Here is a 24,612-nt window from a genome sequence, read left to right as displayed (position 1 = left end):
GTCGGTGAGCTGCGTCACAACATGGTTGGGATTAGATAACAACACGAAAGCGGTTGGGGCGCTATTATCTAAAAAGTAACGAGTAAATCGCCCAAGGTTATCCCGGAGGGAAAGATATGACTAGCAATAGCGGCCAGCCAGAGGCATCGGTCGAGACCACCTCGGTCTTCCGTGCAGATTTGCTGAAGGAGATGGAGTCCAGCTCTAACACGGACTCCACGGTCTCCGGTGTTGAAGGACTTCCGGCAGGCTCGGCACTCTTGGTCGTCAAGCGGGGGCCAAACGCGGGTTCGCGTTTCCTGCTCGATCAGGCAGTCACCACCGCTGGTCGTCACCCGGAAAGCGACATTTTCCTCGATGACGTGACTGTTTCCCGTCGCCACGCAGAGTTCCGCAAGAACGGTGACTCCTACGAGGTTGTCGACGTGGGATCGCTGAACGGCACCTACGTTAACCGCGAGCCGAAGAACTCTGCGGTTCTGGCTAATGGTGACGAGGTCCAGGTCGGTAAGTTCCGCCTCGTATTCCTTATCGGTAACTAATTCGACATCGGTTAGTGTCGACGTCTGTCGGCATTAACCCCCTTATTTTTGTAAAGGCTCGGAAAAGACCAGTGGCAGCAGTACACAAATCAGCGGTTTCGCAGCCGGCTCCATCAGAAAGCACTGCGAAGCAAGCACGCTCGGTGGGAAAGAAGAAGACCATCGGTGCTGTGCTGAAGGAAGTCAAGGTTGAGTTCCCTGATGTAACGCTGTCCAAGATTCGTTTTCTCGAGTCGGAAGGGCTGCTGTGCCCGTCGCGTAGTTCCTCGGGCTATCGTCGCTACAGCCAGGCGGACATTGACCGCCTGCGCTACATTCTGACTGTTCAGCGCGATAACTACTTGCCGCTGAAGGTTATTAAAGAGCAGCTCGACGAAATTGATGCGGGCAACGCTGGCGGCGACGGTCTGGCTTCGGTTACTCCACTGGTGACGGCGGATCAGTTCCGCGAAGCTGCAGTGATCTCACTGACGCAGGCGGAGCTAGCAGAGCGCACCGGCGCTCGCGAGAAGTTCATCACTGAGCTGGTCCGCGTCGGCCTGATTACTCCGGACACGCTGAACATGTTCGACGGCGATGACCTGCTCATCACTGAGACGGCAGTCAAGCTGGCTGAGTTCGGCCTGGATGCCCGCCACCTCAAAACTGTGCGTACCGCTGCGACCCGTGAGGCTGATTTGGTGTCGCTGGCAGCTAGTCCGCTGAGTAAGTCGCGTGCGGCTAGTGGCAAGCAGAAGGCTGTGGAAATGGGCCGTGAGATGACCGCGCTGATGGTCACACTGCACGGCACTTTGGTCAAGCGCCAGGTCAACAAAGATCTGGGGAAGTAGTCAGTAGTCCCGCGTAAATAGCGGCTCGCTACAATTATCGCTGTTATGGACGAAAAACTCGTAGAAGTCAAGTTTCTAGACTGGATGGCGCATCCTCCTGAGGACGATCCGGTACTGCTCCTGCATGCCGAAGAGACTAACCGGATTATCCCGATTTGGATTGATTTGGCGACGGCGACGGAGTACTCCGCCCGCGAGACCGGCGCTACGCAGCGTCGCCCGGGCATGCATGAGGTCTTTGTCGACACGCTGGACATGGTGGGGCAGAGCGCCCTACGCGGCCAGATTACGGGCGTGCATGAGGGCGTTTTCATCGCCAGCCTGGTGCTCGAAGGTGGCGCAGAGATTGATATGCGCCCCTCCGACCTAATCCTTATCGCCGGCGAGCTTGAGGTGCCGCTATATGTTGCACGCGATTTGCTCGATGCCACGTCGGTGTCGGCGCGTCTTGTCGCTACCAATGGCGGTTCGCTTACCGACGACACGGAGACCGACTCTGTCGAGGCATCGGTGTCGGAGTTTGCTGAATTCCTCGACAGTATTGATGCTGACTACTTCGCCGAGCCGCATGGTGATGCGGAGGACAAGAAGTCTGACGATGAAGCCGACGGTGGTGCCGACTCGGCTTTCGATAGCGACCGTTAGTGGTGTGACTGGAGTGAATAGCTGACAACTTTTGATGTAGTTGTGGCGCTTATTTCCTCTGGCGCATCGCTGAATGACCCCATAAAAGGGGTAACTTTTCTTAAGTTATAGTTTCACCCCTTCCTGGGGTTTTTCTCCCGGGTTGTGCTTGAGCTGGGGAAACTGCGACTCCAAACTCTAAACCTTAACTTTAGGTTTAGAGATTCGGCGTGTCGTCCTGTGATGTATTGACAGCCGATTAACCTTGGCGAAAGATAAATAACGGCAGTGAAACTATCTCGGGAGAATTTATATGGTCGACGACAACAGCGGTTCGCTCTTTGGTGACAATGAGCTCCGTGCGTCGGACTCGCAAGAGCCACGCGCGGTCCAGGAATCCCTGTTCGACATGGGACCGGACGAGCAGGTTGGCTACCGCGTTCCCATCGCATGTCAGGTAGCGGGCATTTCTTACCGTCAGCTGGACTACTGGGCGCGCACCAAGCTGGTGGAGCCTTCGATTCGTACCGCCAAGGGCTCGGGCACCCAGCGTCTGTACTCCTTCCGCGACATCCTCGTTTTGAAGATTGTTCGAGGTCTGCTGGACACCGGTATTTCCCTGCAGAACATCCGTCTGGCTGTCGACCGCCTGCGTGACCTCGGTGTCGATGACCTGGCTACCATCACGCTGGTTTCCGACGGTCGCACCGTCTACCAGTGTCGCTCCAATGAAGAAGTCATCGACCTGCTCAATGGTGGCCAGGGAGTGTTCGGCATTGCTGTCCCGGGCATTATGAAGGAACTGACTGGCACCATCGCCTCCTTTCCATCCGAGCGTATCGACGGTACTCAGGAGAACCCAGGTACTGGCATCGACGAGCTGGCTGAGCGCCGTCGCCGCCGCATCTCCTAACAGCCAGCGATACGGCTAGATAGTGGCGTTGCTGCTACGGCCGCCGCTCAAAGAAGCGAAACAAACTAAACGAAAACCGCCTTCCACAACTGGTTCCGTTTTCCTCTCCCGAGGTTGGACCAGATGGAGGCGGTTTTTGCTACTTACTCCGTACCGATTGCCGCAGCCAACTGAGAGGCCAGGCCATCGCCATAGTCAGCCGCAATGCGCAGAGAACCAGTGGTCATATTCGCCACTTCCTGCAGTTCAGGGATGGAGCTGTCCCCGTCGGGAAGTACGATGACCTCGATTGTTACCGGGCGGTCCGGGCTAATGAGTTCTTTGATTCTCTCGACAGACTCGGCGGCATCGGTGCCCGAAGCATCGCGGCCGGTGGTGAGCACGACGAGCCGGTTCGGTTTGTCAGGGGAGTAGGTGTCGCGGGCGGCCTGGTAGGCATCGATAAGCGCTGGCCAGAACTGCGCCTCGCCACCGGCCGGAAGTTCGGCCAGCGAACCCTTTACGGAGTCTGCGCCATTGTTGGCCTCGTCATCGGGGGCGGGAAGTTCCGCGAGACGGTTCACCTCGGGGGCGAATGTCCACAGGCCGTAACGGCCGCCAGGTGCCGTATCGATAGCGCCGGTCAGTGCCGCAGACAGCGCCCCGACATCGACGCCTTCGGAGGTGTCAGCAAGCAGGAGTGCCGAACCCACCGCAGTTGCGGGCTGTTGCGCGTCCGGCTGCTCCAGTGCTGGCGGCAGCGCAAAAGAATCCGTCTGAATCTGGGAGAGCACCCCAAAGTTCTCCGCTACTTCAGGGCCGAAAGTGCTCTCCGCGGCTTCGCCGTCGGCGCCGTGATTTGCTGCAAAGCTCCGGAAGTCTTCGGCCGCGCGAGCCGTGTTCTCGTCGATCTTGCCGCCAGAGCCAAAAGTGACAACTGGCGAGTGTAACTGGGGTGCATCCGCAGGGGAGACCAGCTTCAGCCCCTCACCGGCCATCTGCAGCATGGGCTGGGTTGCGGCCACACCGTCGAAGTCGGCGACATTCTGGCTGAGCATGGTCAGCAGGGTATTGGAGGTGTAGACCTCACCCAAGTCCGCGCGTTCGCGAGCGACATCCGGGCCACCGCCAAGTCGAGCACTGATCACGGCCGACAGTGCCGCATCGGAGCCGCCGGGGGCGGCCACGCGCAATCCCGCAAGCTCTTCCCAGGTGGCGTTGTTCAGCTGGTCAGCACGATTGGTTGTGAAGGCCACGCCACTGGCAATCGGTGGCAACCACGTCTTGGGGTTGTTGACCTTGACCTTGTCCGAGTTCTTCGCCTGGTCCACGAAAGAGATATCGGCGGGAATCCAGACTCCCGGCGTCATAATTCCGGCACTGGCCTCGTCATCTGCAGAATCATCCGCAGCGGGGTCCTCCGGAGCCCCCTCACTGGCTTCAGCACCGTCAGCCTCAGCCAAGGCGTTCACAACCTCCTGCGAGCCGGCCACAGTAATCTGTGGCCGCACGCAGAAGTCCCTCACCACGGGATGTGACTCGCCATAGTCCTGCACGAGTTTCTGGGCCGAGCCCACCGCAGCAGGGTCAGCGGTCACCACCAGTGTCAGGTCACCCTTGGTACACCGTGCACGGTCCGCATCAATCGACGAATCGTTGCTCTTGCGCAGATTAACCCAGGCAAAAACCGCAGCCACCAGAACAATGACGACCAAGACGGCAATAAAAGGCCCCTTAGCCACTCGATAGTTGTTCTCACCCGAGGCGTGTCGTCCCATGTCGTTTTAGCCCTTTCTATGCTGAGTGTGCTCGGCACTGTCGACTCGCAGCAGACCTCGTCGTAAAGCACAAACGCGCACGTAACTCCTGCCAACTCTACTGCGTGGACAATGCGACATCTACTACTTGCAGCAAACGGCCGCGCAGAACGTCGGCGCGAGAAGAAATCTCACGCTGGCGGCGGACGTACTCGGCCTTGCCCTCGGGAGTCTCGATGCGAATGGGAGCAAAGCCCCAATCCTGCAGATCGTAGGGAGCGGCGCGCATATCCAACTCACGGGCACTGCACGCGAGCTCGAAAGTATCCAGCCACAGGTCGCCGGGGACCGCCTCGCCGAGCTTGGTCGCCCATTTATACAAGTCCATGTTGGCGTGCAGACAGCCCATCTGCTCACAGTGCGGCTGTGTCTCGCGCGTCGGCGCAAACTCGTTGAGCGGCACGGCGTCGGGCGTGAAGAATCGGAAGGCGTCGAAGTGCGTACACCGAACCGTGTGGGCCTCGACGACCTTGTCCGTACCCGCCTGACCAAGCCGCAGGGGCTCCGGATGACGATGCTCGGGCTGGCGATACACCATCGCCCATTCATGCAGGCCAAAGCAGTCAAAGTGCGCTGGGTTCGCGCGCGTCGAACGCAACAAATTGCCGATGTACGCCACCGTCTTACCGCGCTTATCGACGTACGCCGAAACATCCATGCGCGCCGTCCCCGAGGCGGTATCGGTGGGCTCCTTGCTGGCAGGACTGTCGGTAGCGTCATCCATGTCGAGGGTAAAGAATTTCAAGTGACTGATGTCCTTGGCTGTCGCACCGGGCAGGTCCACGCCGATGCCCGGTGACCAGCGGCGGAGTTGACCGGGCTTGACGGGGTAGTACTCGAAGATGAAGTCCCAGACCGGGTGGCGCTGGCCGCGACTGCGACGGGACAGGTGGTCACGGGTCAGGGCATCGACGCGGGCTTCATGCTGTGCCTTGGCCTCGCGCCAGTTATGAGCGATTGCCACGGCTAGCAGTCCTCGTCGTCTTGGCGGTCGTACCCTTAGCAGCCTTTGCCGCGCCTCGCTTTGCCGAAATCTCAGCTGCACTGCGCTTCGGGGAGACCTCATGAGTCCAGTCACGCACGACACCGACCTGCTCCTCGATGAGGTCCTCCAGAGCCACGATGCCAATCTGCTCCGCGCCGGAGAAAGCACCGGTCTTCGGGGCAATACTTGCCGGGGCGCTTGCGCGCAGGTGCGGCTTTGGCATGCGAGCGCGTACAGCCACTGCCATGTGGGCGCTGTAGCGGCGCATGATGCGCAAGCCCTCATCCAGCGTGGCATCGATGGGAATCTCGATCATCGGGCGAATCTCGTCATCGGGGATGGCTGTCTCCGGTCCGGAGGCAGGGTCCATGACGCGGTCGAGGACATCCTTGACGTGAACATAGCCACGGTACTCGTTGGGTTCATTGTTGGCCGCAGCGACGGGGAATCGGGAGAAGCCAGTTTCGGTGACCGCCGTCTCTAGGTCGCCCACAGTCGGTGCGGTGGGGAGGCGCCGAATCTGCTCGTGCGGAATTAGCACCTCCTCAATGGTGCGCGTGGCCGAAGCCAGCGTGCGACGAAGGCGGACGTGCTCCTCGCTGTCAAGGAGCCCCTCTTGACGAGACTCCGCAATCATCGATGCCAACTCAGTCGAATCGACAGTGGTGTCGAGCTCATCGCGCTGCTCAATGCCGAACAGCCTCAGCGTATGGCGAGCCATCCAGTTAAACAGCAGCAACAGCGGCTTGGTCAGACGGTAGAAGACCATATGAACCGGAATAAGCAGCATAGCCATCGTTTCCGGGCCTGCCAGCGCGATGTTCTTCGGGACCATCTCACCGAGCATGATGTGCAGCACTGACACCAGCATCAATGCGATGGCAAAGCTCAGCGGATGCAGCAGCGACTCCGGAATACCCATTGCCTGGAAGGGAGCTTCCAGTAGATGTGCCAGCGCCGGCTCAGAGACCTTACCCAGCAGTAGCGAGGCAATAGTGATGCCCAGCTGTGCGGCGGCGAGCATCATCGACAGGTGTTCAGAAGCATTGATAACTGTGCGAGCGCGCTTCTTTCCCTGAGCCAGCAGTGCCTCCAAACGGTCACGGCGAGCAGCAATAAGTGAGAACTCCGCGCCCACGAAAAACGCGTTGACCAACAACAAGAAGAAGGTCAGGAGGATTCCAAACCAGTCACTCATAGGTTGAACATCTCCTTAGCGCGCTCGTTGGTCACAGGAATCAAAATGGCACGATCCACGCGGCGGTCATCCATCGCCAGAATGCGGGCGTACCAGCGTCCGGCGATACCTGATTCGAACTCGTCCATGAAGTCGCGTTCGGTCTCTGGCAGCAGGACGACGTCACCGACCTCCGGGATGCGACCGAGCGCAAACATGATCAGGCCACCGAGGGTTTCGAAGCTGCCCTCCGGGGCGAAGTATCCGACCTTGGTCGGCAGCTCGTCGGTACGCACAAGGCCGGAGCAGTTCCAGCCTTCAATTGCGCGCTTGACTTCCTGCTCGGACTCCTTGTCGTCGTACTCATCCCAGACCTCGCCAAGAATTTCCTCGACGACGTCCTCGATGGTGACAATGCCGGCGATGCCGCCGTACTCGTCCGCGACCAGCGCAATCTGCGAACCAGCCGAACGCACGGCCTCCAGTACGGCATCGCCGTCCAGCGACTGCGGCAGCGTGGGCACTGGCCGTGCAACCTCCCGCATGGTGGTAGTTGAGCGTTTCGCCGCAGGCACCGCGAATGCGTCCTTGACGTGGACAACACCGACAGTGGCATCGAGGTCCCCGTCAGTAATGGGGAAGCGGGAATGTCCCGATTCGATGGCGACAGCCAGCAGATCCAGCGCCGTGTCATCGACATCGAGAGAAGTAATCGTCGACCGCGGCGTCATCAGGTCCTCCGCAGTAGTTTCGCCAAAGCGTAACGACGACTCGAGCACAGCAGCCTTCGACTCATCCAATGCACCCTGCTCCGCAGAATTGCGCACCAGTGCTTCCAGCTCCTGCGGGGAACGCGCCGACGCCAGCTCATCCGCCGGTTCAATGCCGAGCTTGCGCACCAGCCAGTTCGCCGAGGCATTCAGCGACTGAATGAAGTAGTGGAACACCCAGTTAAACGCCATCACCGGACGAGCCGTAACGCGCGCCGCTGCCAGCGGCTCTGTAATCGCGACATTCTTCGGCACCAACTCGCCGTAGACCATTGACAACATCGTGGCCACAATGAGCGCAAGAATTAGTGCGGTCGGTCCCGCTGCAGACTCGCTGAGCCCCATCCAATGCAGCATCGGCGTGAAGTACTGTGCCAGCACCGGTTCCGCGAGGAAACCAGTTGCCAGCGTCGTCAACGTAATGCCCAGTTGTGCACCGGAGAGGTGGAAGGACAGTCGATTATGTGCCTTGTGAACGGCCTCAGCAGGTGCATCCGCTGAACGGGCGCGGTCGGCGTCAATCGTAGAACGCTCCAGTCCCGTCAGCGCGAATTCAAACGCCACAAAGAGGCCGGTGCCAGCGGTTAGCGCGATAAAGCCGACAACCGCGACAATATTGAGAACAATATCCACTGATTATCTCTTCTTCTTTTTCCCTCGCTTGGGGCGGTGTACGCGACCGCCAGCACGATTCTTTCCGCTTGCCGACGGGCCGCCGCGCCCGCGGTAACCGGAACCACTAGCACCGCTTGCCGATTGGCTCTGATCTTGACGAGCCCGGCGCGGACGGCGTGCGCCCAGTTCCTTGACAAATCGCGGCAGTCCCGGAGCGGCGCGCAGCTCTTCAGCTTCAACGCCGGCTCCTGCCAGCAGCTCACGGGCCTGATCGACCTGGCGGTCACGCACAATCATCGCGACCGTGCCGGAAGCACCTGCACGCGCCGTGCGACCCGAGCGGTGAATGTACGTCGCGGAATCCCTTGGCGGATCCGCGTGCACAACCAAGTCGAGAGCATCGATATCAATGCCACGAGCGGCCACATCCGTGGTGACGAGGACATTGATTTCACCGTCGGCAAAGGCCTTGAGGACTGCGCGACGAGTTGCCTGGCCGCGATCGCCGTGGAGGAAACCTAACTTGATGTCGTAGAACTGTAAAAACTTAGCCAGCTGCACGACACGCGCCTTAGAGTTGGCGAAGATGACGCACTGATTCCTGCGGGAGGCAATCCAGGCGACCACTTCGTCTGCCTCAGTGTTGTCCTCCACCCGAAGTAACAGATGCCGCATATTGCGCATGGTCAGCCGGGATGCAGTGACCTTGTGTTTCGCAACTTCGGTGCTACTTGCGCGACGATCGCGGATAAGCCCCGCGGCGTCGTCGTTAATCGTGGCGGAAAAGACCATGCGCTGTGCCGACTTCGGACACGCACGGACTAGGCCCAGAACATCGGGCAGAAAGCCCATGTCAGCGAGCATGTCCGCTTCATCTACGACAACGGTAAGAACCTGCTCAAGATTGAGTAGACCGCGGCGGCGCAAATCGTGTGCGCGACCCGGTGTGACCACAGCGATATCGACTGGTGCTGCGAGCAGAGTCTGCTGCTTGGCCACGGGGTCACCGCCGACCAAGCTCAAGACACGCAGACCTGCAGCGGCGCCGATGTCAGCGAGGACATCAGCAATTTGATCTGCAAGTTCGCGCGTCGGCGAAATAATAAGCGCGCGCGGGTAACGGGGAAGCGCTGGAGAGGCGTTATTGAGTAACGTGACCAGCGGAATGCCGAATGCGAGCGTTTTGCCCGAGCCCGTGGGTGCCTGTGCAAGAACGTCCTTGCCAGCGAAAGCATCTGGCAAAGTCGCCACCTGCACGGCGGTGGGCGAAGTTATGTGCTGGGCACGCAGAATACTCACAATTGCTTCCGGCGTGCCCAACTGTCTGAAATCACTGGACTCAGCAGGAGGGGGCATGCTTGTTAGAATACCGCTATCCCCGGACTGCCATGCAATAGGCACGTCCGGTGAACTGGAAACTACCGTCCCATGAGATTTACCAACCGCGACCCGGTTGCGCGTAGGCCTCGCGCTCGAGAACAGCGGCTCGACGGAAGATGTTGCGGATAGATTTGAGCTCCGCATCGCTGGCCGTGGACATATTCTCTTCAAGGACCTCGAGAGCCTGCTGAACGCTGTCAACATACTCGGGGTCGGAATAGGCCTCCACCCAGTTCGCGATCGCGGAATCCCCATCAACCAGCGATTTTCCTTGCAGAGTCAGCTCGGTTGCGATCCACATTTCGGCGACGATACTGGTTACGGCGACCCGATATGGATTGAAGGCGCTACAGGAAGAATGCACGTCCAGCAAAAGCTGTGTGATTGTTGTCGGCTCGATGTCCTCGAGTGCCGAAGAAGCCTCTTCCAGCGTGTTATTGTTCAATTCCAACGCACGCACCAGGGCTTCCTGCGCGACCGATGACCACAGAACCTGTTCCTTAGCGCAGGGTGCTTTCGTTGCCAGATGCGACAGGACTGGGAAAACTTGGTGCAAGTACCAGGCCTCTTGCGCTACGAAGAAGTTGGTTTCTTCCGAGGAAAGGTCGCCGCGGAGCATCGTGGGGACGCTGAACATTCCGCCAATCTCGGCAACGATGTCCTCGATGTCCCGCCACAGCTGGGAAGTAAAGGGGCCCGCCGGAGCAATCTGGAGTGAGTGGCCAAAGAAAGATTCCAGCTCCTTCGGCGTCTGCTCAGTGCCAGTGCCTTCGATGGCCTCTGGGTAAAGACTGGAGTTCAGATGCACTGGTTGCATTCGGCGAAGCGCGACCTTTTCTAGGCGACGAGCCCTGTGGCCGTGGTCAATGGGACCGTGCCCCTGGCCGACGTTGAGGTTATCCGCGAAACGAATGGACTCGCTGAGCCAGCGCGTAGTCCAGCGCAGGGCATCATTAATCGCGGAGCCCCCACCAATCCGTGTGGCGAGAGCAGCGGACAGCGAACAACCCGTGCCATGGGTGTTCTCAGTGTGAATGCGGGGAGAAGAGCTGAAGAAAACCTGGCCATCGGGGGATGCCACGGCATTTCCGGCTTCATCACTACTTAGGTGGCCGGTCTTTGCAATTACGATGACGTCGTTCTTGCTCGCGAACTCCAGCGCCTGCTCAATCAGCTCAGTGAAGTCATTGGCCTCCGGGGCGTCGGCAAGCAACGCCAGTTCGGGAACGTTCGGCGTGATAACGGTGGCTTCGGCGACCAGGTCACGCATTGCGTCCATGGCATCTTCGTCAAGCAGACGGTCGCCGGAGGTGGCGACCATAACCGGATCGAGAACAACCACGGCTGGTTTGGTCTCCCGAACCCAGTTGGTGACGGCCTGTGTGAGTTCGCGTGAACCCAACATGCCAATCTTCACCGCGTCGATGGTGACATCCTCAGTGACAGCAGCCAACTGCTCGACGAGGAAGTCAACAGGTGGGGTGTGGACAGCGCGGACACCCACAGTGTTCTGAGATACCAGTGCGGTGACCACGCCCATGCCATAACCGCCAGCGGCGGCAATTGATTTCAAATCGGCATGGAGCCCAGCACCACCTGTTGGGTCTGTGCCGGCGATGGAAAGAACTCGTGGCACAGAATCAGGCTTTGCCTTCAATGGAAATGGCATCTCAGACCCCTTTTAACTTCAAGAGCGTGAAGCGACAGACTTCAAGACTACGCTTCAACCTCGGAGCGGTCGCCAGACCAGAGGGTGTGGAAAGCACCCTCGCGGTCAACACGCTGGTAAGTGTGCGCACCGAAGTAGTCACGCTGCCCCTGAACCAGCGCTGCCGGCAGGCGCTCTGCACGCAGGCCGTCGTAGTAAGCCAGCGAGGAGGAGAACACCGGAGCTGGAATACCCATCTGCGCCGCCGTGACAACAACATCGCGCCAGGCATCGAGGCACTCGGTGACCTGGTCACGGAAGTACTCGTCGAGTACCAGCGCCGGCAGCTCCGGATCGCGGTCGTACGCTTCCTTGATGCGGTTCAGGAACTGAGCGCGAATGATGCAGCCACCACGCCAGATGGTTGCCAGCGCACCGCGGTCAATTTCCCAGCCGTACTCCTTGGCGCCAGCGTTAATCTCATCAAAGCCCTGCGAGTAGGCAATGATCTTGGAAGCGTAGAGAGCCTTACGGACGCGTTCCACAAAAGCATCGCGATCCTCGGGCGCCTTAGCCAGGCTTCCCGACGGCAGGTTGCGTGCAGCCTCACGCTGAGCAAGGGAAGACGACAGGGCGCGAGCGAACACGGCCTCGCCAATACCAGTTACCGGAATGCCCAAGTCCAAAGCGGCCTTGACCGTCCAACGCCCGGTGCCCTTCTGACCAGCGGCATCCACGATGACATCCACCAGTGGCTTGCCTGTCTTCTCATCGACCTGGGAGAGAACCTCAGCGGTAATCTCAACCAAGTAGGAGTCCAGGTCGCCCTTGTTCCACTCGCGGAAAATATCTGCAATCTCGGCAGGGGTGAGGCCAGCGGCCTCGCGCAGAAGGTGGTAGGCCTCGCCGATGACCTGCATATCCGCGTACTCGATGCCGTTGTGGACCATCTTCACGAAGTGGCCAGCGCCATCGGAGGAAATGTGTGTACAGCACGGAACGCCATCAACGTGAGCGGAGATGGACTCCAGCAGCGGGCCGAGGGACTCGTAGGACTCCTTCGTGCCACCCGGCATAATGGATGGGCCGGTCAGAGCGCCTTCCTCACCACCGGAAATACCAGTGCCAACGTAGTGCAGGCCACGGGCGCGAATAGCCTTCTCGCGGCGGATGGTGTCCGTGTAAAGAGAGTTACCGCCATCAATGATGATGTCGCCGGGCTCCATCACGTCGGCAAGCTGATCGATGACCGCATCAGTAGCGGCACCTGCCTGAACCATAATCAGAGCGCGACGCGGGCGCTCCAGCGAAGCGACGAACTCTTCAATGGTCTCGGACGGGATGAATGAGCCTTCATCACCGTGTTCAGCGATGAGGGTGCGAGTTTTCTCCGGGCTGCGGTTGTACACGGCAACGGTGTGTCCCTTGTGGGCGAAGTTGCGTGCGATATTCGAGCCCATGACGGCGAGCCCGACGACACCAATTTGTGCGAGTTCATTGTTATCGGTCATGCCCACCATCTTAAAGCCTGGCCCGGGTTCGTTGTATCTGGGACTCAGAAATTGTTACTGCTTTTAACGTTAAAACTGCCACGAGCGATGGTGTGCGCTGGCACAATGTTTGGCATGACTGACGAGACTATTGCGAATAATGGCAGTTCACAGGACTCTAACTTTTCAGCTTCCGCCGCCGAGCAGGCGAAGAGGAAGGCGCTGCGCAAGTATATGACACTGGCGACGAAGGCTAGCCAGGAAGTCTTGAGCGATGAGGAGCTGACTGTTTTTAACAGCACCTTGGGCGATAACGGAATCGGCGGTCTAGATACCCTGCTGGGCACGAAGTTTGTCCATGTCGGGCCGGAGCGAATTCAGATGGAGCTCGCAGTCGGGCCCGACCACCTGCAACCGTGGGGCCTGGCCAATGGCGGTGTTTACTGCTCGCTAGGTGAGACTGCTGGCTCTATTGCTGGTTTCGTTGCCTGCGGCGCGAAGAAGCCGGTCGTCGGTGTGAACAACAACACCGATTTTTACCGCTCCGCCCGGGCTGGCGAGGTAATCGTTACCACGGCGGAGCCTGAATACCTGGGGCGCACCATGCAACTGTGGCGCATTGAGCACACCCGCAAGGCAGATGAAAAACTGCTGGCCCGCACCAACCTACGAATTGCGGTACTCGACAAGCCGCTGTAGCAAATCGTCATAGGTGGTAACGGGCCTGATAGGGAGCTCGCAGGTGGTTAACCTTGGTTAGCTGTTTTCTAACCTAGCCACCTGCAAGTTAACTACTTGTTCTTATTTGCGCGGTGCTCGCGGCGGGTGTCGCGAACTTCCAGAGGCAGATCCTGCTCAGCCTTGTCCTTGTTGAGCTCGGCCAGGCGATTGATTGCATTGCGTGCGTACATCTGCTGGCGGGTGGAAACCATCTGCCAACGGTTGCGGTCCAGAACATTCAGACCCCAGCTGACGCAGGAGACGAGACGGTTGCGGAAGCCCACCAGGAACATCAGGTGGACAGCCAGCCACAGGACCCAGCCGATGAAGCCGGAGACCTCAACCTTGCCCATCTTCGCCACTGCAGAGAAGCGGGAGACGGTTGCCATGGAGCCCTTGTCGAAGTACTCGAACGGCTGGCGCTCCGCGACATCGCGGCCGTCTGCCTCGGCAGCAATGTTGTCAGCGACATACTCGCCGCCCTGAATAGCAACCTGAGCAACGCCCGGCAGGTTCTCGCGGTTGGACATATCGCCCACGACGTAAACGTTCTTGCAGTCACCAGCTGTCATGTCCTCGTTGACAATGACACGGCCAGCGCGGTCAGTCTCGGCACCAGTCTGCTCGGCAATCATCTTACCCAGCGGGGAAGCGGACACGCCGGCGGACCAAATCTTGCAGAACGACGGGATGAACTCCTCGGTTTCATCCTTCATGTTCTTGTAGGTGACGCCCTCTTCATTGACGTCAGTGACCATCGCGCCCAGCTTGACGATGACACCCATCTTCTCCAGGGACTTCTGAGCCTTGCGGCCCAGACGCTTGCCGAACGGCGGCAGAACCTGCGGTGCGCCGTCGAGCAACACGACACGAGCAGCGTGCGGGTTGTAGCTGCGGTAAGACGATGCGAGAGTGCGGTTAGCCAGCTCGGCCAGCTGACCAGCAAGCTCAACGCCGGTCGGGCCAGCACCGACGACCACGAAGGTCAGCAGACGCTCGCGCTCGGCCGGATCGTCGGTCAGCTCGGCGCGCTCGAATGCGCCAATGATACGAGCGCGAATCTCGAGTGCATCGTCGATGTTCTTCATACCCGGAGCAAACTCGGCAAAGTGATCATTGCCGAAGTAGGACTGGCCAGCGCCAGCGGCGACCAGGAGGTGGTCGTATTCCCACTTGGAAGTCTGGTGACCCAGTTCGGAAGTCACGACCTGCTTTTCGACATCGATGTCGGTGACATCGCCCTTGACAACACGAACGTTCTGAACACCGTCGAAGATCGTACGAGTGGACGGAGCGATTTCGCCCGAGGAAAGGATGCCCGTTGCTACCTGGTAGAGCAGTGGCTGGAACAGGTGGTGGTTAGTGCGGTCGATGAGAGTGACGTCGACCTCGGCGCCCTGCAACTTCTTCGCCGCGAACAAGCCGCCGAAACCCGAACCGATGACGACCACGTGCGGGCGTCCGGAGTGCGGGCGGTACGGAGTCTCGGTCATGTATTTTCTCCTCACAGACTTTAAAGTTCTCGAAGTTTTAGATTCGGCTTTTAGCCGGCAAGCCACAATAGTAATCCTCTCGGTGCGCCACCGCCTATTCTGGGCCCCTGCGCGGTAGGCTTCGAGAACAAACTCAGTTCGTTATTCGTACCTTTATGCGGCGCGATTGTTAGGAGGTTCGGGCAGGGTGAATTCGGCAAGCCGGCAGGCAATTGACGCAGAGCGATGGCCTCGGGTTGCGCGTATTCCAGAGGGGCGTTTCTTAGCGAAACGTGCTGAAATGATGGAACGCTCTTTTGAGCGGCTCTGCCAGGACAACGGCATTGAACTGGTTGAATCCGGTGAGTTTGTCGGAGAGTCCTTCATCACTCGGTCGACGGGTGACGCCGATTTGGCTATCGACGGGGTCGGTGGCGTCAGCTCTAGCGGTGGCAGTGAATCTCCCACTGGTTCTGAATCGCTTCGTCCAGTCGTTTTCAGCGTCATTGATCCTGTTTTCTATTCTCGACTAGCTGATTCAGAATGGCTCGGATTGGGGGAGGCCTTTCTCGCGGGCGAGTGGTCCAGTGATGACTTGCCAGAGCTTCTCAGTCGACTGCTCAGCGCCGAGTTTGATATTGCCTCGTTGGGGCCGTTGGCACGTGGTCTGATGAAAGTCGCGCGTTCACGCCCGCGTCTCGATGGGCCCGATATGGCGGGAGAGTTGCCGACCTCATTGCTGGAGCTTTATTCCGGCGAATTGCTAATGGGTGGTTCTGGCCTGTTCGCCTCCGGAGTGCGAACCTCGTCGCGTGAACAGATTCCCAACTATGCCCGTGGTGCGGGCAAGGGTGGGGTTCCCTCGCACTGGTCAGTTGACGTGACTTATGTCGATGCCCCGAAATCCGTCGCGCGTGCTGATTTTCTGCATGCCCAGGTGCGCAATATTGAGCACATGCTCGATCTCGCTCGAGTGCGGGCTGGCGACCGTGTGGCCGAATGGCCGTCGGCAGGCGGAGAAATTGCTCTTCGGGCTGCAGAAAGGGGAGCGGGTGCGGAGGTTATTACCGTCTCAGATGACCACACCGACACGGTGCTGGAACGGGTGGAAAAGGCCGGATTGCGCGGCGCGGTCGATGTAATCCAGATGGATCGCAACATTCCGTCGCCACGCGAATTCGAGTCCGACTTCGAGGCGGTTATCAACGTCGGGCGTCTGGAGACCTTCGGCCGTGCAGGTGCGCTGCGCTGGCTGAAGAGCGCCGAGCGTCTGCTTGTCGATCGCGGCACCATCGTCGTCCAAATGGTGGTAGCTACGGACAAATTCGACGCGCTCGCCGAGCGTAGCTTGGACCTCGTACGCGCTTACGTGTGGCCCCAGCTGCAACTTTTCACGATGGAAGAGCTGCGCAAGATGGTAGACCGGGAAACCGGCCTGCGCATCGCGGCGGAAGAGTACATTCCGGCGCACTTTGCGACGACCTTGCAGCTCCAGCGCGATTTCTTTGCGGCTCATGCGCGCGAAGCCGCTGGTATCGGCTACGACAGAGTGTTCCGGAGGATGTGGAATTACTACCTGTCACTGTTTGAAGCGCTCGTGCGTGCAGAGAAAGTCACGCTCGTGCAGGTCGAACTCGTGCATGCGCCACGCAGGCCTCACTAGCAGCGGGCAGCTCCGGACGCTTTGGAAATTCGCTAGATAAATAAAGCCTGCAAAAATAAATCACGTTTTTAGGCAAAACCACCTCAAAGGTGGTGTTTAGGGTCTAAAAACGAAACTATGAACGCACAGAGCACCACACGTACTGCAGACATTGTTGTCGTCGGCGCCGGACTTGCCGGATTGGTCGCGACGTATGAGGCCACGCAGGCGGGTAAGAAGGTCATCCTTGTCGATCAGGAGAACGCCAACAACCTCGGCGGACAGGCTTTCTGGTCGTTGGGAGGGATCTTTCTCGTCGACTCTCCAGAGCAGCGCCGCCTAGGAGTCAAGGACAACCGCGAGCTCGCTGAAGCTGACTGGTTCAACTCCGCGCAGTTCGACCGCGAGGAAGACAACTGGGGACGCAAGTGGGCCAAGGCCTACCTGAACTTCGCGGCGGGGGAGAAGCGCGACTACCTCCGCAATCTCGGCGTGAAGTTCCTGCCTGTCGTCGGGTGGGCTGAGCGCGGTGAAGGGCGTGCCGACGGTCACGGTAACTCGGTACCCCGATTCCACCTCACCTGGGGCACCGGTCCTGAAATTGTCCGCGTTTTCGCAGAGCCGGTCGCCGAAGCTGCAAAGAAGGGGCTGGTGGAATACTGCCATCGCCACCGCGTTGACGAGGTGATTGTAGAAGATGGCCGCGCCGTCGGCGTGCGTGGCAAAATTCTGGTTCCCTGTGAATCTTTAGAGCGAGGAGTGGCGTCGTCACGCGAGGAAACAGGGGAGGACTTTGAGATCCGCGGGTCGGCCGTGTGCATTGCGACGGGCGGTGTCGGCGGCAACCTTGAAGCCGTGCGTAAGTGCTGGCCGACCGAGCGCCTGGGCGAGATGCCGAAGGACATGGTTTGCGGTGTGCCAGAGCATGTTGACGGCCGTGGCATTGAGATTGCAGAGCAAGCCGGCGCAAACCTCGTCAACCGTGACCGCATGTGGCATTACACCGAGGGTATGAAGAACTGGGATCCGGTGTGGCCGAATCACGGTATTCGAATCATCCCGGGACCGTCGGCCATGTGGTTCGACGCGGAAGGAAACCGTCTGCCTGCACCATATATTCCGGGCGCGGATACGGTTGGCACGATGAAGCACATTCTGTCGACCGGACATTCCTACTCCTGGTTTGTGCTGAATAAGAACATCGTGGCCAAGGAGTTTATCTTCTCTGGCTCAGAACAAAATCCGGACCTAACCGACAAGGAGATTAAGAAGCTGATTGGCAAGGTGACCTCTGGTGTCGCCGCGCCCATTCAGGCGTTTATGGATAACGGCGAAGACTGGGTGGTTGCCGACAATCTGCCGAAGCTGGTCGAGGGGATGAACGAGATCGTGGAAGCGAGCTCGGGCGGAGAGTCTGGTTCGGGCAGCGAGTTCGGAGCTGCAGCGCCGAAGATTGACCTGGAGAAGCTTGAGGAGCAGATCCGTCAGCGCGACATGCAGACCGGCAATCCCTTCTCCAAGGACTACCAGGTCAATTACGTCAACGTGGCCCGGAACTTCCTCGGGGACAAAATCATCCGCTCTGTGCCGCCATCACCGATTTTGGATCCGAAAAACGGCCCGCTGATTGCTATTCGTCTGCGCATGCTGACCCGCAAAACGCTCGGCGGCATTGAGACGACCCTCGACGGTCAGTGCTTGCACCCCGACGGAACTCCCTTTGAGGGGCTCTACGCCGCAGGCGAGGCCTCTGGCTTCGGTGGCGGCGGCGTCCACGGCAACAACGCACTGGAAGGTACATTCCTGGGCGGCTGTATTTTCAGTGGCCGCCAGGCAGGCCGCGCGATGGCGGAAGTGGTTAAGTAGCTACCGCATACCGGCACGGTTCGGTGGAAGAATCCGCGACTACTCCAGCCCGATGGAGAATGCACTTTCCAGATCGTGCTGAGAGTAGGTGCGGAAAGCCAGCTGAGTCTGAGTGCGAATGACGCCGTCGACCTTGCTGATGAGGTTTGGAATGATTTCCGCCAAATCATCGTGGTTAGTTGCGCGCACCACGACGACCAGGTCCCAGTCGCCAGTAACGGAGTAGACCTCAGTCACGCCGTCGATCTCGACGATGGTCTCGGCGGCCTCCGGAATCTTGTCAGCTTCGACATCGATGGACACAATTGCGGTAATCAAACTCATGGCTGCCTTTCCTCGGAGTTTAAACGTGGGGCCCGCTGAATAGCGTGGCCCGGACCGCAAGATACGCAAGATTACTCAAGATACTGCGGCCCGGAATTTCATTTCTGTCACGATTCTACTGATTTCCAGGAAACAGCCTGGAGGATCCTGACGAAAGGCGGTAAAAAGGGCGCTATGACACAAACCGCATTTCAGTCCAACCCAGTCCAGCTTTCCGGCGACCTGCCCCAGGTGGGCAACAAGGCTCCGGAGTTTACCCTCACCGGTGGCGACCTCGGTGAGGTCACCAATGAGACCTTCGCTGGTAAGAAGGTCGTCTACAACATCTTCCCGTCGGTAGACACTGGTGTTTGTGCAGCTTCGGTGCGTCACTTCAACGAGGACGCTGCTGGGCTGGACAACACCGTCGTGGTTAATGTTTCGCGTGACCTGCCGTTCGCTCTCGGCCGCTTCTGCGCTGCAGAAGGCCTGGACAACGTTGAGGTTGCCTCGGATTTCCGCCACGGTTTCGGCGAAGCATTCGGTGTTGTCCAGCAGGATGGCCCGCTCGCTGGTCTGCTTGCTCGTGCCGTAGTCATCACTGACGAAGAGGGCAAGGTTATTTACAACCAGCTGGTCGATGAGATCACCACGGAACCGGACTACGACTCCGCACTGGCTGCGCTGAAGTAATTAGCTAACTAGCTCGCAGCAGCAAGTAACCAGCTGGAATCGACGGGGCTCGTCGGCAGTCTCGCTAGGCTGTTGCCTGGCGGACTTCGCCGACGAGCTCTTCTAGTACGTCCTCCAGTGCGACAATGCCATTCACGGAATTCGCCACACCTGCCGAGGCCGCTGAGCTCTCTGAACCTGCTGAGCTCTCCGAAGTACTATTTTCCTCTGTCACCAAGGCGAAGTGAGCTTGCTCGCGCTGCATAAGCCGCATGACCGATTGGAGCTTGGCGTTCGGGCTGACGGTTGCGAAGGTGCGAATCAGATTCCGCGGGAAGGTCTGGTCGCGGTGACCGTCGTCAAGCGAGAGCAAATCCTTGACGTGAATGTAGCCGATGAAGCTGCCGTCGGTATCAGTGATGGGGAAGCGGGAAAATCGCGTGCGTGCGCTGAGGTCTTCGATGTCAGCGACAGAGGTGTCGGAGCCAATGGTGACGAGGGTGTCGAGTTCCATAGTGACGTCCGCGGCGGTGAGATGCTCGAAGCCGAGAGCTTTGTGAAGGAGCGCGAGCTCGTCATCGTCGAGAAGCCCCTGACGCCCGGACTCGGCGACGAAATCCTGCACCTGACTAGCGGTGAAGGAGGAATCGACCTCGTCCTTTGGCGTGGCGCGAAGAACCTTACGAACCACGATGTTCGAGGTCGTATTCATCGCCCAGATAACCGGCTTGAGCAGCCGCACAATCACATACAGCGGAATAGCCACGAACTTCGCTGTCGGGCTGGGGGCCGCAATAGCGATGTTCTTCGGCACCATTTCGCCGACAACCATGTGTAGGAAAGTGACGATCAGCAGCGCCAACGCCAGCGCAACCACGTGGGCGGTGCCCGCGGGGAGTCCAAGTGCTGTCATGTAGGGTTCGAAGAAGTGTGCAATCGCCGGCTCACCGACGGCACCGATGAGCAGGGAACAGGCGGTAATGCCAAGCTGTGTTGCCGCCAGGGAGACTGACACGTTTTCGATACCGCGCAGCGCGTACTTTGCGCTGGTAGAGCCGCTGACGGCATCCGGTTCAATTTGGTCGCGGCGAGCCGAGACCATCGCAAATTCAGCGGCGACAAACCAGGCATTGAGGGCTAACAGCAAAATAAGAGTAAGTAGTGGCATGTTTTAGCCCTCCTGTTCGCTGTTGTGCTCGACGTGGTTGTGACTGGTGCCTTCCTGATCGGCGCCTTCATCCCTGTGCGCGACCTTGTTGCCGACGCGGTCCACCTGGACACGAATACGGCCAACGCGGTGACGTGCCATGCGCTCTACTCGAAAGGCGACTTCAGCGGTGGTAGGCAAGTTTTCCTCATCGAGGTTTTCGTGGTCGGTGGCTTCGACCGTGACAGTGTCGCCGAAGCGTGGCATGCGATCTAAGCGCTCGGTAATAAATCCGCCAATCGTGTCGGATTCGTCGCCCTCCGGCAAAACCAGATTCAGAATCTCTCCCAACTCATCAGGGCGCATGAGACCGGAAACAATTACCGTATTGGGGCTAATCCGGCTGTAGAGCAACGAACGATCGTCCTGTTCGTCGTCAATTTCACCAACGATTTCCTCGACGAGATCCTCCAACGTCACAATACCGTCCGTGCCACCGTACTCATCGACGACAACCGCGAACTGGTATGCATCCTCACGCAATTGACGCATCAGCGGATCAAGCGTGGTCGAATCGTTCACCACGAGTACATCTTTGGCCAGGCTCGCAGCTGACGTCGTCAAGCGTTGTGCGTGTGGCACGCTGAGCAGGTCGGTGTAGTGCACCACGCCCCGGATGTCGTCGACGCTATTGCCAACGACGGGGAAGCGTGCATGTCCAGAATCTGCGACGACCGTCAGCATCTCTGCGACACTCTGATCTTCGATAAAGATAATCTGCGTGCGTGGCGTCATCACATCAGCCGCCGTGCGCTCGCCGAACTCAATTGATCGCGCCACCAACTCGGCGGTCTGCGGGTTAATCTTTCCTTCATCGCTAGAGCGCGTGACGACGGCACGGAGTTCCTCCGCGGTTCTGGCACTGGCAACCTCTTCCTCAGGGGAGAAGCCGAGCCGTTTTAGTACCCAATTAGCCGCGCTGTTGAGCAGCCAGACCAGCCAGCCGAATGCGAACATGAAGGCATTTTGCGGCCTGACCACGAGGTTTGCGACTTTCGTGGGCTCGGCGATGGCCCAGTTTTTGGGAACGAGTTCGCCAAAGACCATTTGAGTGAAGGTTGCGATAATGAAAGCGCCCGTAGTGCTGATTGCAGTGACGGTGGCGGGAGAGACGCTAGTGCCACCAAAAGCGGCTTCGAGGAGCACGCCGAGGGAAGGACCGGTAAGGAAACCAGCGACGAGGCTGGTGACCGTAATTCCCAGCTGTGCGCCGGAGAGGTTAGTAGAGGTGCGTGATAGAGCACGGTCTACTAAATATGCGGACTTTAAGCCGGAGTCTGCGGCTTTCTTGACGTCATTCCTATTAACCGTGAGGTAGGAAAACTCGACAGCAACGAAAATTGCGTTGGCGAAAACGAGGAAAAGAAAAGCTGCAAATACAATGAGCGCGGATACAATCACGCGGCATCACCTGAAGTGTTTGCTGCGGTCGTTGAGGCGGTTGCGGTTGCTGCGGTGATTGCGCTTACAGCGGCTACAGAGAGCCCATCTACGTTGGCGCGAGGCTCAGAGTCGTCGGACGAGTCAGATCTATCTGACGGGTCTGACGTATCGGGTCTGTCGGAGCTACTGGATGTGTCTGAGAGGTCAGGCATGCGAGAAATTTTACTAAAAATTCCTTAGGTCTGACGGCAATGGCGCATCGGTGGCAATGGGGAGGACGGGATCCTTAGGCCAAAATGTCATAATGTATATTATCGGACAAATATTGACAGTGGCCAGCCCTGGGGGGTTCTGAATTTCTAGGGCTGCCACGTTTTCCGCCGCCGCGTTCTACCTTGGCGCTTGATCCATGCTGTCGGGCTTATTGTTCATTGGTCTTGGTGTCTGCTGCAAGCTCATCCGCGTTGCGGACGGCAATCTCTTCCCGCAGTCGCTTGTTCTGCCACAGCGTCATGCCAATCAGAAATATGCCAACAGCCACGAGCCACCACACGCCCTTGTAGGCCACGAATGCAATGAAGATAATCAGTAGCACCATTCGCACCTTTCGTGCGAGCAACATTGCTTCGTAGGTGTTCATATTGTTGCGGCTCCCAACTGGCCTATCAAAATTGTTTTTGGCGGGACTTCTATGGTGTGTGACTCTAAATGGCTTTATTACGTCACAGTGACGAAACGGGGCATATCTTCGCTGGCTAGAAGCCTCTTTTAGATTCGTTCTCGTGCGATCAATCTTTAGATGGCCGTGCCTGCTAGCCGAAACCTACGTGTCTTGCTTCTCCGCGACAATGCGTAGATTGAGTTCGCCGTTCTCCTCGATGGATGCAGCTACAAACTGTGGCAGGCGCACGTTGTAATCCAGGCGGTTGATTGGCAAGGTGCCCGACAGTAAAACCAGGTTTTCGGTGCGAGCGACCTTCATTGGCACGGTGACATCATTGGTGACACCGCGAATGGTCAGGCGTCCCGGAATCTCGATATTTGCCCATTGGCCGTTATCTGGAATGCTTGAAATATCGAGCGGCTCTGCAAGCTCAAACTTAGCTTCTGGGTACTGCTCAACGCTGAAAATATTGTTGCGGACATTGATGTCACGACGTTCAATATCGCTAGTCAGAGTTGCCATGTCAACAACAACGGATGCGTCCTCAAGATTGTTGTTAGCAACCTTCAGCTCGCCAGTGACATCGTGGGTGGAACCGGACGTCGTCCGCCTACTGCCTGGCAGCACCTCGTTAAAAGTAAAGCCAACGGAGGTGTTCTGTGAGTTATCGCCACCGACAATCTTCCAGGTGCCATTCGCGTCAGTCGTTGCTGCAGGCAGCTCGTTAGCCTCGAAATCCCCAGTACGCACCCCTTCATGCGTGAAAACGCGATACAAAACTGGTCCCACAATAACAATTGCGAGCGCAACAACTGCAACGGCTATCAAAGTAATAATTGATTTACGGACACCAGAATTCATAGTGCTCATCCTATCCTTTTAATCCGCTATGGGATAAACCGTTCCACCTCACGCGTTTTCATAATCAATTCCTGCGTAATCTCCTGTAGGACGGAAGTCTCCATGTCGTCGTCAAGCGCGGTGCGCAAGTCTTCGGCGAGACAACGTACTTCGAAGAGCCCGTCCCCTATTCGCTTTACGACGTCATCGCCCGCCGACCTGCTCGTGGCATCGGTGGTCTTCAGCGTGAGATCCGCATTGATTCGTTCGGCAATCGGCCTGGAGGCGCCTTTTGCTACGCCGGTGCGTTTTTCATACGCGCGCTGCCGGCAGGCTTGGCTGCAGAATTTGCGCCGGCGACCGCGGATCGCGATCTCCATTTCGCGGCCACACCACTGGCAATTGGCGATAGTTGTGCTCGGCTTTTGATCTGACACAGAAGTCAATTATGGCATGAATGCTGACTAAGGCGTTATAATGTGTGGTCTAGTATTTCTACCAAAGGGGGCACGTTCCACATGGCAGATCGAGTTCTTCGTGGCAGTCGCATGGGCGCCGTTTCGTATGAGACCGATCGCGATCATGACCTCGCGCCGCGAATGATGGTCCGCTACCGCACTGAATCCGGTGAGATCTTCGAGGTCCCATTCGCGGATGACGCGGAAATTCCAGGTGAATGGCTGTGCAAGAATGGCCAGATTGGTGAGCTGGTTGAAGGCGAAGGCACTGAAGCTAAGCCGGTGAAGCCGCCGAGGACTCACTGGGACATGCTCCGTGAGCGCCGCTCCATTGAGGAGCTCGACGTGCTGCTGGATGAGCGCGTTGACTTGCTGCGCAAACGTCGTCGTAACGCCGCTCGCCTGCTGAAGGCTCAGAAGGAAGCCGAAGAGGCCGAGAAGAACGCTTAAGGTTTGAGCTGGTTAGGTTCGAGCTTTAGAGCTTTGTAGCCGTCAATCAAACACTGAAATTCGGGTCCGGATAAGGTTTTGCTCCTTATTCGGGCTCGTTTTTCGTTGGTGGCTGGCTGCGGCGGGCCGAGCCGAGTTACTGACTGCGTTTATGACAAAAATGGC

General features: G+C 58.3%; 23 protein-coding genes. 9 read left to right on the top strand and 14 right to left on the bottom strand.

From position 1 onward, the window contains the following. Positions 1-116 precede the first annotated feature (116 nt). The 4 genes from odhI (at position 117) to HMPREF2847_RS07195 (ending at position 2,909) form a co-directional block, all read left to right on the top strand. Positions 117-542, top strand: a complete 426-nt coding sequence (gene odhI, locus HMPREF2847_RS07210; RefSeq protein ID WP_038625554.1) for an oxoglutarate dehydrogenase inhibitor Odhl — start codon at positions 117-119, stop codon at positions 540-542. Between the two features lie 143 nt (positions 543-685). After that, positions 686-1,372 carry a transcriptional regulator FtsR gene (locus tag HMPREF2847_RS07205; RefSeq protein WP_246821981.1) on the top strand — a complete coding sequence of 229 codons (687 nt, stop codon included), beginning with the start codon at positions 686-688 and terminating at the stop codon, positions 1,370-1,372. Positions 1,373-1,417: 45 nt separating this feature from the next. Beyond that, entirely contained in the window at positions 1,418-2,017 is a 600-nt protein-coding gene (locus HMPREF2847_RS07200) for a bifunctional nuclease family protein (RefSeq protein ID WP_070851969.1), read from the top strand. Positions 2,018-2,405: 388 nt separating this feature from the next. Then, on the top strand, positions 2,406-2,909 hold the full coding sequence (locus HMPREF2847_RS07195; protein ID WP_172620271.1) for a MerR family transcriptional regulator: 504 nt from the start codon (positions 2,406-2,408) through the stop codon (positions 2,907-2,909). A 143-nt stretch (positions 2,910-3,052) separates the two neighbouring features. Here the strand turns inward: HMPREF2847_RS07195 and HMPREF2847_RS07190 are convergent, their stop codons facing one another. From HMPREF2847_RS07190 to gndA, 7 genes are all read right to left on the bottom strand, one after another. Then, positions 3,053-4,666 carry a vWA domain-containing protein gene (locus HMPREF2847_RS07190; protein WP_070851968.1) on the bottom strand — a complete coding sequence of 538 codons (1,614 nt, stop codon included), beginning with the start codon at positions 4,664-4,666 and terminating at the stop codon, positions 3,053-3,055. Positions 4,667-4,763: 97 nt separating this feature from the next. Next, on the bottom strand, positions 4,764-5,678 hold the full coding sequence (locus HMPREF2847_RS07185; RefSeq protein ID WP_070851975.1) for a 3-methyladenine DNA glycosylase: 915 nt from the start codon (positions 5,676-5,678) through the stop codon (positions 4,764-4,766). Beyond that, on the bottom strand, positions 5,653-6,888 hold the full coding sequence (locus tag HMPREF2847_RS07180; RefSeq protein ID WP_246821979.1) for a hemolysin family protein: 1,236 nt from the start codon (positions 6,886-6,888) through the stop codon (positions 5,653-5,655). The genes HMPREF2847_RS07185 and HMPREF2847_RS07180 overlap by 26 nt, the downstream gene beginning before the upstream one ends. Beyond that, a complete protein-coding gene (locus HMPREF2847_RS07175) occupies positions 6,885-8,270 on the bottom strand; it encodes a hemolysin family protein (RefSeq protein WP_070851967.1) in 1,386 nt (461 codons plus the stop codon). Before HMPREF2847_RS07175 ends, HMPREF2847_RS07180 begins: the two co-directional genes overlap by 4 nt. 3 nt (positions 8,271-8,273) lie before the next feature. After that, complete coding sequence (locus tag HMPREF2847_RS07170) at positions 8,274-9,608, bottom strand: DEAD/DEAH box helicase (RefSeq protein ID WP_222866762.1); 1,335 nt, start codon at positions 9,606-9,608, stop codon at positions 8,274-8,276. 79 nt (positions 9,609-9,687) lie between these two features. Then, positions 9,688-11,301 (bottom strand): bifunctional hydroxymethylpyrimidine kinase/phosphomethylpyrimidine kinase, encoded by a 1,614-nt coding sequence (locus HMPREF2847_RS07165; RefSeq protein ID WP_070851965.1) that lies wholly within the window; start codon positions 11,299-11,301, stop codon positions 9,688-9,690. 47 nt (positions 11,302-11,348) lie between these two features. Then, complete coding sequence (gene gndA / locus HMPREF2847_RS07160; RefSeq protein WP_187401054.1) at positions 11,349-12,791, bottom strand: NADP-dependent phosphogluconate dehydrogenase; 1,443 nt, start codon at positions 12,789-12,791, stop codon at positions 11,349-11,351. A 114-nt stretch (positions 12,792-12,905) separates the two neighbouring features. On the opposite strand from gndA, the gene HMPREF2847_RS07155 reads away from it, so the two are divergent. After that, positions 12,906-13,469 carry a PaaI family thioesterase gene (locus HMPREF2847_RS07155; RefSeq protein WP_246821978.1) on the top strand — a complete coding sequence of 188 codons (564 nt, stop codon included), beginning with the start codon at positions 12,906-12,908 and terminating at the stop codon, positions 13,467-13,469. A gap of 92 nt (positions 13,470-13,561) precedes the next feature. On the opposite strand, the gene HMPREF2847_RS07150 is transcribed toward HMPREF2847_RS07155, so the two are convergent. Continuing rightward, the gene (locus HMPREF2847_RS07150; RefSeq protein ID WP_070851962.1) at positions 13,562-14,983 is read right to left on the bottom strand and encodes an NAD(P)/FAD-dependent oxidoreductase; all 1,422 of its coding nucleotides are present in this window, start codon (positions 14,981-14,983) and stop codon (positions 13,562-13,564) included. A 187-nt stretch (positions 14,984-15,170) separates the two neighbouring features. Between HMPREF2847_RS07150 and HMPREF2847_RS07145 the strand changes: the two genes are divergently transcribed. Next, positions 15,171-16,625: a class I SAM-dependent methyltransferase gene (locus tag HMPREF2847_RS07145; RefSeq protein ID WP_070851961.1), complete on the top strand. Its 1,455-nt coding sequence runs from the start codon at positions 15,171-15,173 to the stop codon at positions 16,623-16,625. Between the two features lie 117 nt (positions 16,626-16,742). Then, positions 16,743-18,470, top strand: coding sequence for an FAD-binding dehydrogenase (locus HMPREF2847_RS07140; protein WP_070851960.1), 1,728 nt, complete (start codon positions 16,743-16,745; stop codon positions 18,468-18,470). 39 nt (positions 18,471-18,509) lie between these two features. On the opposite strand, the gene HMPREF2847_RS07135 is transcribed toward HMPREF2847_RS07140, so the two are convergent. Further along, complete coding sequence (locus HMPREF2847_RS07135; RefSeq protein ID WP_005511316.1) at positions 18,510-18,794, bottom strand: Lrp/AsnC family transcriptional regulator; 285 nt, start codon at positions 18,792-18,794, stop codon at positions 18,510-18,512. A 174-nt stretch (positions 18,795-18,968) separates the two neighbouring features. On the opposite strand from HMPREF2847_RS07135, the gene tpx reads away from it, so the two are divergent. Further along, complete coding sequence (tpx, locus tag HMPREF2847_RS07130; protein WP_070851959.1) at positions 18,969-19,466, top strand: thiol peroxidase; 498 nt, start codon at positions 18,969-18,971, stop codon at positions 19,464-19,466. 64 nt (positions 19,467-19,530) lie between these two features. Here the strand turns inward: tpx and HMPREF2847_RS07125 are convergent, their stop codons facing one another. The 5 genes from HMPREF2847_RS07125 to HMPREF2847_RS07105 form a co-directional block, all read right to left on the bottom strand. Further along, positions 19,531-20,613, bottom strand: a complete 1,083-nt coding sequence (locus tag HMPREF2847_RS07125) for a hemolysin family protein (RefSeq protein ID WP_070851958.1) — start codon at positions 20,611-20,613, stop codon at positions 19,531-19,533. Positions 20,614-20,616: 3 nt separating this feature from the next. After that, entirely contained in the window at positions 20,617-22,053 is a 1,437-nt protein-coding gene (locus HMPREF2847_RS07120; RefSeq protein ID WP_070851957.1) for a hemolysin family protein, read from the bottom strand. Positions 22,054-22,456: 403 nt separating this feature from the next. Next, positions 22,457-22,675: a hypothetical protein gene (locus HMPREF2847_RS07115; protein ID WP_070546153.1), complete on the bottom strand. Its 219-nt coding sequence runs from the start codon at positions 22,673-22,675 to the stop codon at positions 22,457-22,459. Between the two features lie 183 nt (positions 22,676-22,858). Then, a complete protein-coding gene (locus tag HMPREF2847_RS07110; protein ID WP_070546151.1) occupies positions 22,859-23,569 on the bottom strand; it encodes a YceI family protein in 711 nt (236 codons plus the stop codon). Between the two features lie 17 nt (positions 23,570-23,586). Further along, a complete protein-coding gene (locus HMPREF2847_RS07105) occupies positions 23,587-23,976 on the bottom strand; it encodes a hypothetical protein (RefSeq protein WP_141765070.1) in 390 nt (129 codons plus the stop codon). 81 nt (positions 23,977-24,057) lie between these two features. On the opposite strand from HMPREF2847_RS07105, the gene HMPREF2847_RS07100 reads away from it, so the two are divergent. Then, a complete protein-coding gene (locus tag HMPREF2847_RS07100; RefSeq protein WP_005511311.1) occupies positions 24,058-24,447 on the top strand; it encodes an RNA polymerase-binding protein RbpA in 390 nt (129 codons plus the stop codon). Positions 24,448-24,612 lie beyond the last annotated feature (165 nt).

Origin of the sequence: Corynebacterium sp. HMSC074C03 (assembly GCF_001838285.1) — a bacterium.
Classification (GTDB): Bacteria; Actinomycetota; Actinomycetes; order Mycobacteriales; family Mycobacteriaceae; genus Corynebacterium; species Corynebacterium amycolatum.
This window is presented reverse-complemented; position numbering and strand designations above follow the sequence as displayed.

Coding starts and splice junctions, on each gene's coding strand:
- HMPREF2847_RS07125 (WP_070851958.1), bottom strand. CDS start 20,613: ATGCCACTACTTACTCTTATTTTGCTGTTAGCCCTCAATGCCTGGTTT.
- HMPREF2847_RS07180 (WP_246821979.1), bottom strand. CDS start 6,888: ATGAGTGACTGGTTTGGAATCCTCCTGACCTTCTTCTTGTTGTTGGTC.
- odhI (WP_038625554.1), top strand. CDS start 117: ATGACTAGCAATAGCGGCCAGCCAGAGGCATCGGTCGAGACCACCTCG.
- HMPREF2847_RS07200 (WP_070851969.1), top strand. CDS start 1,418: ATGGACGAAAAACTCGTAGAAGTCAAGTTTCTAGACTGGATGGCGCAT.
- HMPREF2847_RS07165 (WP_070851965.1), bottom strand. CDS start 11,301: ATGCCATTTCCATTGAAGGCAAAGCCTGATTCTGTGCCACGAGTTCTT.
- HMPREF2847_RS07155 (WP_246821978.1), top strand. CDS start 12,906: ATGACTGACGAGACTATTGCGAATAATGGCAGTTCACAGGACTCTAAC.
- HMPREF2847_RS07150 (WP_070851962.1), bottom strand. CDS start 14,983: ATGACCGAGACTCCGTACCGCCCGCACTCCGGACGCCCGCACGTGGTC.
- HMPREF2847_RS07110 (WP_070546151.1), bottom strand. CDS start 23,569: ATGAGCACTATGAATTCTGGTGTCCGTAAATCAATTATTACTTTGATA.
- HMPREF2847_RS07195 (WP_172620271.1), top strand. CDS start 2,406: ATGGGACCGGACGAGCAGGTTGGCTACCGCGTTCCCATCGCATGTCAG.
- gndA (WP_187401054.1), bottom strand. CDS start 12,791: ATGACCGATAACAATGAACTCGCACAAATTGGTGTCGTCGGGCTCGCC.
- HMPREF2847_RS07135 (WP_005511316.1), bottom strand. CDS start 18,794: ATGAGTTTGATTACCGCAATTGTGTCCATCGATGTCGAAGCTGACAAG.
- HMPREF2847_RS07115 (WP_070546153.1), bottom strand. CDS start 22,675: ATGAACACCTACGAAGCAATGTTGCTCGCACGAAAGGTGCGAATGGTG.
- tpx (WP_070851959.1), top strand. CDS start 18,969: ATGACACAAACCGCATTTCAGTCCAACCCAGTCCAGCTTTCCGGCGAC.
- HMPREF2847_RS07100 (WP_005511311.1), top strand. CDS start 24,058: ATGGCAGATCGAGTTCTTCGTGGCAGTCGCATGGGCGCCGTTTCGTAT.
- HMPREF2847_RS07170 (WP_222866762.1), bottom strand. CDS start 9,608: ATGCCCCCTCCTGCTGAGTCCAGTGATTTCAGACAGTTGGGCACGCCG.
- HMPREF2847_RS07140 (WP_070851960.1), top strand. CDS start 16,743: ATGAACGCACAGAGCACCACACGTACTGCAGACATTGTTGTCGTCGGC.
- HMPREF2847_RS07190 (WP_070851968.1), bottom strand. CDS start 4,666: ATGGGACGACACGCCTCGGGTGAGAACAACTATCGAGTGGCTAAGGGG.